The sequence below is a fragment of the Rhodoferax sp. WC2427 genome (assembly GCF_040822085.1).
Taxonomy (GTDB): Bacteria; Pseudomonadota; Gammaproteobacteria; order Burkholderiales; family Burkholderiaceae_C; genus Rhodoferax_B.
This window is the reverse complement of the sequence record NZ_CP162006.1, coordinates 1,415,492-1,430,530: the sequence shown is the minus strand read 5'-3', so window position 1 is coordinate 1,430,530 and position 15,039 is coordinate 1,415,492. Positions and strand designations below refer to the sequence as shown.

Sequence of the window (15,039 nt, the reverse complement as noted above, 5' to 3'; positions counted from 1 at the left end):
TCGTCCTATGACCTCTAGCCTTCATCGCTCAGCGTGGGCAGACTGGTGGGATGGCACACGCCGGACAGACATCTGGTGGACACTCGCTTGGTTCGACATTGTTCTTCGTTATCGCCGCTCGATGTTGGGGCCACTCTGGTTGACGATCAGCATGGGAGCAATGATCGGCGGAATGGGGCCTCTATACAGTTCCCTATTTGGTACCGAACTCTCCAAATTCTTCCCACATTTAGCGCTAGGGATAATATTTTGGGGATTTTATTCATCTATAGTAATCGACTCATGCAATGTATTCATTATATCTAGCAACTATTTGAAGCAAGGTTATTTCCCCATAAGCCTCTTTGTTTGGAGAAGTATGGCCAGGAATATGATTCAACTTGGTCATCAGATAGTCCTCTACATTCCAGTTGCCATATGGGCGGGAATACCACTGTCATGGCAGATGACCCTTACTATTCCGGCCCTTATTATTGCGCTAATCAACGCACATGCACTTGGTATAGCTCTAGGGCTTATATGCACTCGTTTTCGCGATATGGCTCAAATCGTTATAAATATGATGCAAATGCTTATGTTTCTAACGCCAATTTTCTGGCTTCCTGAAAGCCTTCCAGAGAGAGCAAAATACATCTTGTGGAATCCATTCGCCCAAATGTTGGAGCTTATGCGATTACCATTGATGGATGGAGTTCCACATCTAAATACCTGGATTGGCATTTTAACTTGGACCGCACTCAATGTTTCACTAGCCATATTCCTTTTCAACAAATATCATCGCCGCGTAGTATATTGGTTATAAATAACATATGATTAGAATTTCACTTAATAATGTAGATGTTAGTTTTCCCATATATGGAGCTGGCGCCAGTTCATTTAAAAAAACCTTGGCGGCCTCAGTAACTGGGGGGCGATTTGGGCAAGAGACTGGAGTTACCGTTGTTCAGGCATTGAGTAAAATCAATTTAGAACTAAAGAGCGGTGATCGCCTTGGGCTAACTGGTCACAATGGGGCAGGGAAATCGACTTTGCTACGCACGCTAGCAGGAATTTATGAGCCCTCGTCTGGAACATTAATAAGGCAAGGAACGGTGGCAAGCCTAATTGATCCAACGCTTGGTATCGAATCAGACGCCACAGGGTTTGAAAATATTACACTGCGCGGCCTAGTAATGGGATTGAGTAAAAAAAGAATTGAGAATCTTACTCAAGAAATCGGCGAATTCAGTGGTCTTGGCAACTACCTTAACATGCCAGTTCGAACATATTCAACAGGTATGGCAATGAGACTTGCATTCGCAATATCGACCAGCGTGAAAGCAGATATCTTATTGATGGATGAATGGTTGTCAGTAGGTGATGCTGAATTCACTGCAAAAGCTGAGATCAGAATGCGTGAAGTGGTTGCCGGCTCCGGAATACTTGTATTGGCTTCCCATTCAGCTGAGCTAATTGCTAAAGAATGCAATATGATTGCACATCTAAGCCACGGCACTCTAACGATACAAAAGACTTAATCCTTTAACCTGAATATTATATTGTTTCACCGCAATCTCTCCGACTTAGTTCCAGATCATGACGTAGCCATCTTTCATTTTTCCAAATTTCTCTAGTTTACATTTTCCACATCGAGAACAAAAAATGAAAATATTGGCACTCAAAATATTTCGGAGACTAATTGGGCTTAACAAAATATTTGGCAACATTATTCCAAAGCCTCATCGCACCAAAAAAAATGCGTATTCAGAAGCGGTGCCAAAAAAAATAAATCAAACGCATGCCATCGACACAAATATCATGCGCGGCTGGCAAAAAATCAATGCATTGATGGAAAAGCAGGATTACAGTTCGGCAGTAGAGGAAGGCAGACAAGTTCTCCGTTGTGCTCCCAGCCCCAAAGACAAAGACACGCTAGCCAAACTAATGGCCGTCTGCGCCTACAGATCAGAGGTGGACAATAATTTAGAAGCGGCGTCCAATGCCTACTATGTAGCTTATATTGCATCCAACGATGAATCAACTATTCGATCCAAATATTATCAGATTGAATTATTTAAGTTATTGAGAGCAAAAAAATTCGCCGAGGCCAATACTTTTTATGAAAATAGGCCGCCACGTCTAGTAGCGGTTACCGGATCAGGCGAATTTGAAGCACCCTTTGTAGACGTCGCTATTGAATATGAATTAAAAGGCGATTTTCTTAACGCAATAATATGTTACGAATTGGCGTTAAAATTTGAATGCAAAGATTCTATAGTAATAAATTCCAAAAATTTACAACTAAAGTTATTTCTACTTCTTAGAAAACAAAAATTTACGGAGGTCGATGTTTTATTGTCAGAACTGCCAAAATCGTTTATCGCCAGTAGTGGATGCAGAAATCTTGAGATACCTTTTGTGACGGTAGCGTCCGAGTACGAAATAGAAGGAGACTTAGAAAACTCTATCAATTGTTACAAACTGGCGCTCAATTGCCAGATTGGCGATTTTAATATAATAAAAAATCGCATCGTAAATCTACAACAATCGCATTTGCGCAAATTAATAGACCGATTCGCATATTCAGAAGCTGTTGAATTCAATAATAGTATTGATAAAGAATTAAAAAAATTAGACTTAAAAGAGCTCCAAGTTTGCTCCGTTAAAGACTATTGTTCAATACATGCACAACCATATTTTGAACTTAAATCATCAAGAAATATTACCGAACCAATTATCCATTTCTTCGGCGAAGCCGTTCAGTTGGATTCAGAATGTGGTGATCTCGTTGCGCCTCCGCAATATTCCGCGTCAATTGAAAATTGCACAATTTTCCCTCGTGGAAATTTAATAGTTAAAGATAATTTCCTAATAAGTGATCTGGCATCCAACCCGAACTCCAAAGAAATTATTTATGGTGATGTAAATGTCGAATCAGGAAATTCCGCAATTTTTGGAATTAAGAATTCAATTGCAATTGTTGATACAACAAGCGTCAGTGATCATAAAATAGATAAGGGATTAATGCTATTTGGTGTTCAGTCCAAAAATTATGGCCACTGGGTTTGTGAATTTCTCCCGCGGATGCTAGCATTTGATACTTTATTTTTCGAAAAGAATATACCAATTTATATAGACGATAATATGCCAGACTCTCATTTAGAGAGTATAGAAATACTGAATTCTATTGGACGGCCAATTATTAAATTACCCAAACATTTGGTGAATTTTTCCGAACTCGGCATCGCATCAGTCCCCGCATTTTTTCCCTTAGAGACAAAAGCCGAAAGAAAAGTATACGATACAGTTTGGCCATCTGACATATTCAACGAATTAAAAGAAAAAATAATATCATCGATAAAATCAAAATACCATAAAAATGACGATATAGACAAACAACAAAGAAGACTTAGACTAGTTATCTCCAGGAAGAACTTTAATCTTCGGCAGCTTGTGAATGAGAAAGAAATTACTGACTTTCTTATTTTATATGGATTTGAGATTATTTATCCCGAAGAACTTACTTTTTCCGAGCAAGTACTGCTGTTTTCAAAAGCAGAAATAGTCGTCGGAAGTTGCAGTTCCGCGTTAACCAATTGCCTCTTCTGCCCGCCCGATTGCAAAATTATAGGACTTATTCATGAATTATCATCTTTCAATTTCCGTGGATACGCAAGTTTTATTCAATCAGGCGGCGCATCAATTTCGTTCTTGCGTGGCACAACAATAAATGTTGAAGGTTTAAACAATTTTCATAATAATTTTATTATTGAAATCGATAAACTCGTTTCGAATTTAGAGAATATTTTACCTGACATTTTTCTTCCCCAACAGTCCGGAGTGGAATTACAAGTCGATTTTTGGGAGGATAGGAACCACATATTTGATCGGGCATATGTCTTCCGCACTCAACCGCATTTAGGACGCGGATTTGGGGCCTGGATGTATCAAAATTTTCCTGATATTTCAGTAAATCCAAACCTATTATTCGATGATAAATTCTACAAGGCACAAGTCGGGTACAAAATAGAAAATATGACGGCCTTGGATCATTATTTGATTCATGGTGCAGATCTAGGGTTAGATCCATCACCGCTATTTAGTACAACGCATTACTTAACAACTTATGCTGATGTTGCTGCAGCAAAAATGAACCCACTCGTGCATTTCTTGAAACACGGGATGGCTGGTGGAAGATTACCTGTTCCAATGAATCATCCTCAGCTGCGCGAAAATGCGCTTCATACGCTGGCACAGGATTCTAAGAATTTCTATGCAAGAGCTTGGATCGTGTCGTTTGCGTTGCGCGACGGAAATCTCGACCATGCGTTAGACCATCTCCATCGAGTGACTGGTACCGCGGAAATAGACTATGTTGTTCGCGTAGCATTCTTCACCGTTCTACTTGAATTGGACAGAGTGGGTCGCCGATGCGAGGCATTAGTTGCCTACGAAAAATTACTTGAATTTTCACCTAGATCGACATTCCTTCGATACCAACTGGCAACGCTTTTGCGCAGTTGGGGTGATATCAACGGTGCGCACCGCCAACTTCAACTCGGCAAAGAATTTGCATTGGATGAACTTCCTGTCTATTATGTTAATAGCTTAGAGTGTCTGGAGAATGAGCAAAGTGTCGGCTTACGACTTGATCTGGATGCCGAGAAATTTACGCAAGTTGGTGCGATAGGCGAATCGGCACTGATTAGGGAGAAAATTCAAGCAGTTCGACCCGATTTAATTGATTCTGATGCGCGTAATATTCTAAAACTTAATAGCGATAATATTCCCTCCCGCTGTAACATTTCTGCGGGTATATCCCAAAAGAGACTTTTAATACTTGACACGATTTTCCCATCTAAATTATCAAGTTTTCGATACGGGGAGTTTCTGGCTTATCTGGAGAATATCCCAGAAGCGGAGGTCGTCTCTTCTATCTGGGATACGCCACAACTACACGGCAGCAGCACTTATTTTGATTTACTGGATAAATTTGGTCAAGAGCACCCATCCTTACGCAAAAGAGTTTCTGCGATGCACAAAAACTCAAATTTAAGTGCGAATCTTGTATATACCGTCTTCCTTAATAATGCCGCTCTTTTATGGCAAGAGCATCCTTCGATGGTCCGTAGCGAAGCTATATTCACTCTGTACCCCGGAGGGGGTTTTGATTTAAACGATCCGATCTCTGACATAAAATTGCGTCGACTTTGTGATGACAGAAGAGTACGCAAGATAATAACAACTCAGCATATTTCTAGAAGTTACCTGATAGACAATCAATTTTGTGAGGCCGATCGCATTCTGCCTATTTTTGGTGGGATTGTACCTAGTGCTTATAAGCCAAAAACTATCAGAAGGGAAATACACACAAAAGTAATTAATGTATGCTTCGTTGCACAGCGATACAGTGAGTCAGGGATAGAGAAAGGTAGTGACATATTTTCAAGTGTTGCGCGAATACTTTCACGAAATTCTATATTTAACTTTCATTTTGTTGGTGACTGGTCACCATCTATTCTTGGGGAGAAATTTTTAAATAATTGCTTTTTTCATGGTGTTCAACCCGCCAGCTTTTTTGCGAACTTTTATGGAAAAATGGACGTAATTATTTCCCCCAATATTTCAAACTATGAAATTACTAAGGCAAGTGGTTCATTCGATGGATTTCCAACTACGGCATGTGTCGAGGCCGGCCTTGCTGGCGTCGCAATGTTTCTATCTGATTCATTGGGACTAAACAAGGATGACTTGGGAAATCCGATATTTTTGCCAGGAGTAGAATTCGAGTTAATCGAACGAAATGTGGAGCAAATCTGCGAGCGCCTAGAATACTACTCCCTTAATAGAGACGCACTACTGAAACTTTCCCAGCTAGGACAGGCCGCGCTCCGGCGGGAATTTTCATTTGATCGTCAAATGAAACCTAGAATTGAGTTTCTGCAGTCAGAATTAAAGGCTTGCCAATAGATTTGAAGCGTCGTATATAGAATTTAATCGGCTAAGTGCGACGAGTTCAGGCAAATTGACTTGCGAATTTTTTATATCGAATCATTAACTTAGTACACCGTCGTAGTTAGTAGAAATTTATTAAAACTAATCTCAATTAGTATATGAAACAAAAATCCAAAATATTCGTAACGCAACCGCAACTTCCGCCATTAGCCGAATTTATCCCCTACCTAGAGGAGATATGGGAGAGTAAAATCTTAACCAATGGTGGCCCATTTCACCAACAACTTGAAAAAGCGCTTTGCGAGTATCTTGGCGTCGAACATATTGCCCTATTTACAAATGCGACTATCGCGTTGGTAACTGCATTGCAAGCATTGCGCATAACTGGCGAAGTAATAACAACTCCATACTCATTTGTCGCAACAGCACATTCGCTACTTTGGAACGGAATAAAACCAGTTTTTGTTGATATCGACAAAAACTCATTGAATATTGATCCAAGTAAAATAGAAGCAGCGATAACACCACAAACGACTGCCATCATGCCAGTCCATTGTTATGGACATCCTTGTGACGTAGAAGCAATTCAAAAAATTGCAGATATGTACAACCTGAAAGTAATTTATGATGCCGCTCACGCATTTGGGGTCAGTGACTCACGTGGGAGTATATTAAATCATGGCGATTTATCTGTATTGAGCTTTCATGCCACTAAAGTATTTAATACATTTGAGGGTGGAGCCATTATTTGCCCAGACAAGAAAACAAAATTACGGATCGATAATCTTAAAAATTTTGGGATTGTCGATGAAGTAACTGTAGTCGCACCGGGAATAAATGGAAAGATGAGTGAGCTAAATGCAGCATTCGGCATGCTTCAACTAAAACATGTAGATGAGGCCATATTACTTCGCAAATCTATTGACGCTTTATATAGAAAAGAGCTTGCTGATATTCCCGGCATTACTTGCGTAGAAAATACTGAAGAAACAACGTCTAATTACTCATACTTCCCCATTCTAGTTCAGTCAGATTTTCCCATATCACGAGACGATTTGTATCAAAATTTAAAGAATGAGAATATTTATGCAAGAAGATATTTTTATCCATTGATATCAGATTTTCCGATGTATAGAAGCATGCCCTCTGCACAACATGCAGGGTTGCCAGTAGCGTTAAATGCAGCATCCAGAATATTATGTTTACCCATTTATCCAAATTTAACTTTTGACGAAGTAAAGAGAATAACAAATTTCATAAAAAGCGTCACCGCGTAATCGCACTTTGCATCTGATAAATTAGAGAGACTATTATGAAGAATAAAATTAGTTTTGGATTAATTGGAGCCGGTGGATTTGGACGGGAAGTAATGCCCTATTCAAAAGAAAGTATCAGCAAAAGTCTTAACATTCCTGCCGAAGATATCAATTTATATTTTGTTGAAACCGAAGACCCAATAGAAAATCGTAGAAATGGATATTCTGTTATAAGTCTTCGTGATTTTCAGTCATTGACTGGTACTTTGCTCTATAACGTTGCGATCGGTAGCGGCGTTGCTCGAGCAGACATTTCAAAGAGGGTCGGAAATTCTGCGAAAGTTTTATCTATTCAAGGGCCTCAAGTGATTATTTTAGAGAATAATGTCATTGGTGAAGGTGCCATATTTTGTCCAAACACTATGATTACATCAAATGTAAAAATTGGATCCTTCTTTCATGCGAATATTTATTCATATGTTGCGCACGATTGCGTTATAGGGGACTTTGTTACTTTTGCACCCGGTGTTTGCTGTAATGGCAATGTTCATATTGATGATTTTGCCTACATTGGTACTAAGGCAGTAATCAAACAAGGATCCGCTGACAAGCCGTTACGAATTGGAAAAGGCGCTGTAGTTGGGATGGGCGCTGTAGTTACCAAAGATGTACCGCCTGGAGTGACGGTTATTGGAAATCCGGCACGGATAATTTAATTAAAAATTAAGCTATTACTTGCATGGACAATCCCAAAATTCTTGAGCTAAAGTTATCTGTTCTTCTCGTAACATATAACCATGAAAATTATATTGAACGAGCTCTTGATAGTCTATTTCGGCAAAAACTGTCTCATCGGATTGAACTGGTCATTGCAGATGATTTTTCATCCGATAAAACCATTGAAATAATAAAGAGTTTCGAAGGGCGAGATGATAGATTTATTTTTAAATACCTAGATAACGACAAAAATTACGGTATCACACGAAATTATCAACGTGGCTTTTTGGCTTCTGATGGTCTATATGTCGCTGTTCTTGAAGGTGATGACTATTGGATATCACCCACAAAGCTCGAAAAGCAAATATTATTTCTCGATGAACATTGGGAATGTGATTTATGCTCTGTAAATTACTGGGTTTTTGAAGAAAATAGAAACTTTTTTTACCCGCGTGCACCAATTGGAAATGATCACAAAATTATAGCGGCCCGAGATCTTATTAATGATAATTTAGTTGGAAATTTTTCGACCTGCATGTATCGAAAGTCTGCTCTTCGAAAAATTCCTCAGTCCGTCTTTGAAATAAAATCTTATGATTGGATCATCAACATATGCATATCCGGAAAGAATTTGATTGGATTTTTGAATGAGCCCCTATCCGTTTATCGAATCCATTCAAAAGGGTCTTGGTCCAAAGCTAGCCATCTAGAAAAACTCAAGGCACAATTAGAGATAATTCCGGCTTACAACGACTTAACAGATGGAATTTATAACGCTGAGTTCAATGAACTTTCTGCGCGAATTAAAAATTCTATCGCAATTGAAACAATAGACAAAAATCTATCTAATATAAAATTACCAGCAAGTCGACTTTTTAGATTGGCGAGAAATTTTTTACCTCCATTTTTGTTTCCACTCTTCCATTTAATCACACCGCCAATTTTTTCACGCGTTCTATTAAAAATTATTCGGCGAGGGGGGAAATGAACAAGCCTACAGTCTCCGTGATTATGCCAACTTATAATCACTCAAAATATGTAAAACAAGCAATTGAAAGTGTCTTATCTCAAACGGATGTTGATTTTGAATTAATTATCTCCGACGACGGATCAACTGATAACACACGAGACGTCATTACCTCTATCTCTGATGATAGGATTTTATTCTTTCCGAACACAGTTAACCGTGGTGCATGCATCGTCACCAACGAATTGATAGGCCGTTCTCGCGGTGAGTTCATTGCATTGATCAATTCAGATGACTACTGGAACTCTCCCGACAAATTAATATACCAGGTGGGTATCTTACGGACGAATCCAAACATTGGTGCATGTTTTGGACGTGCTCAGTTTGTTGATAAGGATGGTGTCGTTATTACGAAAGGGTCGCTTCCCTTCGGAACTGTTTTTGATCAAGAGAATCGTAGTCAAGGGCTTTGGTTAAGGCGTTTTTTTGATCTAAGTAATTGTATATGTCACCCAACAATGTTAATCAGAAGATCTTGTTACATTGAGATAGGATTGTACAATAATAGATTCCGGCAACTGCCAGATTTTGAGATGTGGATCCGGCTTGTAAAGCGCTATCCCATTTTTATTTCTGATCGAGATTTAATTAATTTTCGAATATTGCCAGGTGAGAGTGCCAGCAGCCACACATCGGCAAATTCAATCAGAACTATAAATGAGCATCTTTTAATAACGGATATTTTCTTTGATGATGTATCTCGTGATCAGTTAATAGACGGATTTGCGGATTTACTAGTGTGCAAAGATATCCCTACTGAAGATCATCTTCTGATAGAAAAGGCTCGCCTTTTGCTTGTTGAGAATCAATGGCTTGGCAGACCATATAAGATAATAGCGATGCTGAAGATATTTTCATGCCTCAATAACTCGACGAGGCGAAAGATTATGAGTGAAACATATGGCATGGATGATAGATGGTTTCAAAACAAGATGGGAGAGATTGATATTTTGAAACCAAAAATAGTGGAAGATATAAAAGAAAAAACTCAGGGAATAAGAAGGATACTAAAGAGGCTTCTCCAACTCGTCGGTAAATAGCTAATTTTTAACCCAATTAAATAATGACCATTTATGCATAAATTTAATGAAAAATTGAGTAATTCGAAAATCGCCCTGATAACAGGTATCACCGGCCAAGACGGTGCCTACCTCGCCGAGTTGCTGTTAAAAAAAGGCTATGAGGTGCATGGCATCAAGCGCCGCTCCTCCTTGTTCAACACGGACCGTATCGACCATCTGTACCAGGATCCGCATGTCGATAACGCCAGATTCAAGTTGCACTACGGTGACTTGACCGATTCCACCAATCTGATTCGTATCATTCAGCTCGTGCAGCCAGACGAGATTTACAACTTGGCAGCCATGAGCCATGTGGCCGTGTCGTTTGAAACGCCTGAGTACACCGCTAACGCAGATGGTATTGGTACGCTTCGTATTCTGGAAGCCATTCGCATCCTGGGCCTGGAAAAGAAGACCCGTTTTTACCAAGCCTCTACCTCGGAGCTCTACGGCTTGGTGCAAGAGACTCCGCAGAAGGAGACGACGCCTTTCTACCCGCGCAGCCCCTATGCCGTTGCCAAGATGTATGCCTTCTGGATCACGGTGAATTACCGCGAGGCCTATGGCATTTATGCCTGCAATGGCATCTTGTTTAACCACGAGAGTCCGATCCGCGGCGAGACGTTCGTTACCCGCAAGATTACACGCGCCTTGGCGCGCATCAAGTTGGATCTGCAGGACTGCCTCTACCTCGGCAACATGGATTCATTGCGTGATTGGGGCCATGCCAAAGACTACGTCGAAATGCAGTGGCTGATGCTGCAGCAAGAGCAAGCAGAAGACTTTGTGATCGCCACTGGCGTGCAATACAGCGTGCGTGACTTCGTGAACACTGCGGCTTTGGAACTGGGTATCCAGATGCGTTGGGAAGGCCAGGGCGTGGATGAAAAGGGCTATGACACCGCAACAGGTAAGTGCATAGTGCAGGTAGATCCGCGCTACTTCCGTCCCACGGAAGTGGAGACGCTTCTTGGCGACGCGAGTAAGGCCAGGCAAAAGCTGGGCTGGACGCCGCAAATTAGCTTCCAGCAACTGGTGGCGGAAATGGTGCAATCCGATCTGCAAAGTGCGCAGCGCGATGAACTGGTCAAGAAGCATGGTTTCGCCACCTACGATTACCACGAGTAGCCCTTACCGTTATGGAAAAAACTAGCAAAATCTATGTGGCAGGCCATCGCGGTCTAGCGGGCAGCGCGATCCTGCGCGCCTTGGAGGCCCGTGGCTACAACAATGTAGTGGTTCGCACGCATGCCGAACTAGACTTGGAAGATGGGGCCGCCACACAGCAATTTTTTGCACAAGAACGCCCTGAGGTGGTATTCCTGGCGGCGGCCAAGGTTGGTGGAATCCATGCGAACAACACCTATCCCGTTGATTTTCTAATGAGCAATTTGCTCATTGAGGCAAATATCTTCCGTGCGGCGCATGCCTGCAAAGTAGAACGTTTGGTGTTCCTGGGTAGCTCTTGCATTTATCCGCGCGACTGTCCGCAACCGATCAAAGAAGAGTATTTGCTCACAGGCTTGCTGGAGTCTACCAACCGCCCTTACGCTTTGGCAAAAATCGCTGGCGTTGAAATGTGCTGGTCTTACAACCGCCAGTACGGCACGAAGTGGTTGGCGGCGATGCCCACCAATCTGTATGGCCCGGGCGACAACTACGACCTCAACAATTCACACGTCCTACCGGCCTTGGTGCGCAAGATGCACGATGCCAAAGTATCTGGAGCAGAGGAAGTCGTTTTGTGGGGTAGCGGTACGCCCAAGCGCGAATTCCTTTATGTGGATGACCTTGCAGACGCGCTGGTATTCCTGGCATCCCTGGACGACACGCGTTACAGCGAACTCACCAATCCGGTGCGCTGCCCTCTGATCAACGTCGGTTCGGGCCAAGACCTGACCATTCGGGCATTGGCAGAAACGATAGCGGACGTGGTTGGCTACAAAGGCACCTTTGTGCAAGACACCAGCAAGCCGGATGGCACGATGCGAAAGGTGATGGACACCAGCAAGATCCAGCAATTGGGTTGGGCCCCCACCACCGGGCTGGCCGAAGGCATCCAGCGGGCCTATGACAGTTACCTGCGCCTCTGACCCCGGTAGCACGCCCCATTTGCACCCGAAACTGTCGATTTCTGTAGCCCTGTGTACCCATAACGGGGCCCGCTTCATACGCGATCAAGTCCAAAGCATTTGTGGGCAAAGCCTGCTGCCAGAGCAGATTGTGGTGTCAGACGATGCATCTGCCGACCACTGCGTCGAACTGATCGAGTCGACTATGGCCGAATGGCAACAGCATTCGCAGAAATCAGTGCAGTTGAAGATTCTGCGCAATGAAATTCCCCTCAAAGTGACAAAAAACTTTGAACAAGCAGTCATGGCATGCACCGGCGACCTCATCGCACTGTGCGACCAAGACGACATTTGGCATGCTGATCGGTTGGCACGGATGGCTGCTGAATTTGAACAACGTCCCGACTTGCTCTTGCTGCACAGCAACGCCAGGCTCGTCGACGAGCAGGGACTCGGCTTGCCGGGATCGTTGTTCTATGCCCTGGAGGTACGACCATTTGAACTTGAATGGATCCATAGCCAACGTGCCTTGGACGTTTTCTTGCGCCGCAATCTGGTGACTGGTGCCACCACGATTTTTCGCCGGTCGTTGCTCAAACACGCCTTGCCTTTCCCCAAAGAGTGGGTGCACGACGAGTGGCTCGCGATGGTAGCGGCGGCCATAGGAGGGGTTGATGTACTAGAGCAGCCATGGATTGACTACCGGCAACATACATCCAACCAAATTGGCGCGCGCCGAGAGACGCTCACCGCTAAATTCCATAAAGCGTTTGCCCTGCGCGACAACACCCTGGGTCATCGCGCCTTCAGGATTGAGGTCCTATTGGCGCGCCTAAGCCAGTGCGGGGATACCGTACCCGCCCACGTGCTTGCAAAACTGCAGCAGAAACTGACGCACCAACGCTTTCGTGCCGCGCTACCCAAGCAACGCCTTGCGCGTTGCCTGCCGGTATTGCGTGAAGCGTTGACGGGGCGCTACAACCAGTTTGGACGCGGGCTGCACAATATCGCCCGCGACTTACTTGAATCCGCTTAGCCAAAAAATATCCATAGTGCAATGCACAAAGTAGCCTGTCGACCCACGGAAATGGGGATACTAGGCAAAAACCTATAAAAAAAAGGCGTATTTTGATTTCTGTGGTGATCGTTAATTACAACGCGGGTAGCCTTCTCGCAGAATGCGTAGGTTCCGCCCTGCCGCAAGTGGACGAAGTGTTGGTGGTTGACAATGCGTCGCGCGATACAAGCATGGACGAATGCGCCCAGCTATATTCGGCCGACCGCCGACTGGCTCTTACACGCAACAGTGCCAATCTAGGATTTGCGGCGGCCTGCAACATCGGTTACTTGCAGGCCAAGGGCGACTACATCTTGTTTTTGAACCCTGATTGCTTCCTGGAGCCCACGGCCGTTGCCAATTTGCTGGCGGCTTTACAGGGGGACAGCTCGGTAGGCATGGTGGGTGGCCTGTTGATGAATCTGGACGGCACAGAACAGGGCGGCGGGCGCCGTGCCATTCCTACGCCTTGGCGTTCTTTTGTACGGGCTTTTGGCCTAAACCGTTTTGAAAAACGCTGGCCCAAATTGTTTTTTGATTTCCATCTGCATAAACAGGCGCTACCGCAGCATCCTATCGACGTTGAGGCCATTTCAGGTGCGTGCATGCTCGTGAAACGACAAGCGGTAGACGCGGTGGGCCTATGGGATGACGGTTACTTCCTGCACTGCGAAGACTTGGACTGGTGCATGCGCTTTCGGCTAGCGGGCTGGAAAATCCTTTTCGTACCGTCAGCGCACATCCTGCACGCCTTGGGCGTCAGCAGCCGCAGTAGACCGATCTTTGTAGAGTGGCACAAGCACAAAGGGATGATGCGCTTTTACCGTAAATTCTTCCGCCACCAGTACCCGGGGGTGGTGATGGGATTGGTGGCCGCTGGCGTGTGGATGCGCTTTGGCATGGTGGCGGCGTATTACCTGGCAAAGCGTGCCGGGCAAACGCTGGGTCTGATCCATGGATAGCCCGGCAAATCCCCCACCGCACGCTATCGGCGTGTTGGGTGCCAGCAGCATGGTTGGCGCATGTGTGTTGTCGCAATTGGTAAAAGCCAACATGCGTGTCCGCGCATTTTCACGCAAAGCCTCCTTACCCGGTGGCAGCCAAGGAGTGGATTGGCAGACCATCCCCGCGGCGCCAGCGCGCCCATCGCTCGATGTTGCGCCCATTCCCTGGTGGATCTGTATTGTCCCCATCGCTGCGTTGCCAGCGCATTTCGACTGGCTAGAAGCACAGGGGATACAGCGCATTGTGGTGTTGTCATCCACCAGCCGATTCACCAAAGATACATCGTCCGACCCGCTGGAGCAGGCCATCGCCCAACGACTCGCCGACGCAGAAAGCCAGTTGCAAACCTGGGCCGAGAGCCGAGGGATCGAATGGGTGGTGTTGCGCCCTACCCTTATTTACCAGCCGGGACAAGACAAGAACGTGTCTGAAATTGCCCGTTTCGTCCGGCGTTTCGGGTTCTTTCCGGTGCTGGGCAAAGCCCAAGGTTTAAGACAACCTATCCATGCCGCAGATGTAGCCGGTGCATGTATTGCAGCGCTGCGGTCTCCCACCGTCGCGAACCGCGCTTACAACATCTCCGGGGGCGAGACTTTGCCGTACCGCAGCATGGTGGGCCGCATATTTGCAGCCCAAGGGCGGGTGACGCGCGTGTTGAGTGTGCCGCTATGGATGTTCAAGCTGGCCGTGACGCTGCTGCGTTGCCTGCCACGCTACCGCCAGTGGTCGGCGGCCATGGCCGAGCGGATGAACCGCAACCTGGTGTTCGACCACACCGAAGCGGCACAAGATTTTGGCTTCCAGCCCCGGGCGTTCACGCTGGAGCCGGAAAACAGGCCTCTCTCCAGCCCCCATCTGCTATCTAATAAATAGCTGCTCACGCTCACCAATAGGGCAGCAGAGCCCTATT

General features: G+C 44.7%; 12 protein-coding genes. All 12 read left to right on the top strand.

Going from position 1 to position 15,039, the window contains the following annotated elements; genetic code table 11:
- Positions 1-7: 7 nt before the first annotated feature.
- The 12 genes from AB3G31_RS06845 to AB3G31_RS06790 all read left to right on the top strand — a co-directional run bounded on the left by AB3G31_RS06845 (position 8) and on the right by AB3G31_RS06790 (position 15,002).
- Complete coding sequence (locus AB3G31_RS06845) at positions 8-802, top strand: ABC transporter permease (RefSeq protein ID WP_367849442.1); 795 nt, start codon at positions 8-10, stop codon at positions 800-802.
- A 7-nt stretch (positions 803-809) separates the two neighbouring features.
- A complete protein-coding gene (locus AB3G31_RS06840; RefSeq protein WP_367849441.1) occupies positions 810-1,517 on the top strand; it encodes an ABC transporter ATP-binding protein in 708 nt (235 codons plus the stop codon).
- Between the two features lie 124 nt (positions 1,518-1,641).
- Entirely contained in the window at positions 1,642-5,949 is a 4,308-nt protein-coding gene (locus AB3G31_RS06835; RefSeq protein WP_367849440.1) for a glycosyltransferase 61 family protein, read from the top strand.
- Positions 5,950-6,092: 143 nt separating this feature from the next.
- A complete protein-coding gene (gene vioA / locus AB3G31_RS06830) occupies positions 6,093-7,211 on the top strand; it encodes a dTDP-4-amino-4,6-dideoxy-D-glucose aminotransferase VioA (RefSeq protein ID WP_367849439.1) in 1,119 nt (372 codons plus the stop codon).
- A 35-nt stretch (positions 7,212-7,246) separates the two neighbouring features.
- Positions 7,247-7,906, top strand: coding sequence for an acetyltransferase (locus AB3G31_RS06825; protein ID WP_367849438.1), 660 nt, complete (start codon positions 7,247-7,249; stop codon positions 7,904-7,906).
- Between the two features lie 23 nt (positions 7,907-7,929).
- A complete protein-coding gene (locus tag AB3G31_RS06820) occupies positions 7,930-8,895 on the top strand; it encodes a glycosyltransferase (RefSeq protein ID WP_367849437.1) in 966 nt (321 codons plus the stop codon).
- Positions 8,892-9,974, top strand: coding sequence for a glycosyltransferase (locus AB3G31_RS06815; protein WP_367849436.1), 1,083 nt, complete (start codon positions 8,892-8,894; stop codon positions 9,972-9,974). Before AB3G31_RS06820 ends, AB3G31_RS06815 begins: the two co-directional genes overlap by 4 nt.
- Before the next feature lie 33 nt (positions 9,975-10,007).
- Entirely contained in the window at positions 10,008-11,123 is a 1,116-nt protein-coding gene (gmd, locus tag AB3G31_RS06810) for a GDP-mannose 4,6-dehydratase (RefSeq protein WP_367849435.1), read from the top strand.
- An 11-nt stretch (positions 11,124-11,134) separates the two neighbouring features.
- Positions 11,135-12,088, top strand: coding sequence for a GDP-L-fucose synthase family protein (locus AB3G31_RS06805; protein WP_367849434.1), 954 nt, complete (start codon positions 11,135-11,137; stop codon positions 12,086-12,088).
- A gap of 19 nt (positions 12,089-12,107) precedes the next feature.
- Positions 12,108-13,103, top strand: coding sequence for a glycosyltransferase family 2 protein (locus tag AB3G31_RS06800; protein WP_367849433.1), 996 nt, complete (start codon positions 12,108-12,110; stop codon positions 13,101-13,103).
- Positions 13,104-13,204: 101 nt separating this feature from the next.
- Positions 13,205-14,086, top strand: coding sequence for a glycosyltransferase family 2 protein (locus AB3G31_RS06795; RefSeq protein WP_367850303.1), 882 nt, complete (start codon positions 13,205-13,207; stop codon positions 14,084-14,086).
- Positions 14,079-15,002, top strand: a complete 924-nt coding sequence (locus tag AB3G31_RS06790) for an NAD-dependent epimerase/dehydratase family protein (protein WP_367849432.1) — start codon at positions 14,079-14,081, stop codon at positions 15,000-15,002. Before AB3G31_RS06795 ends, AB3G31_RS06790 begins: the two co-directional genes overlap by 8 nt.
- Positions 15,003-15,039 lie beyond the last annotated feature (37 nt).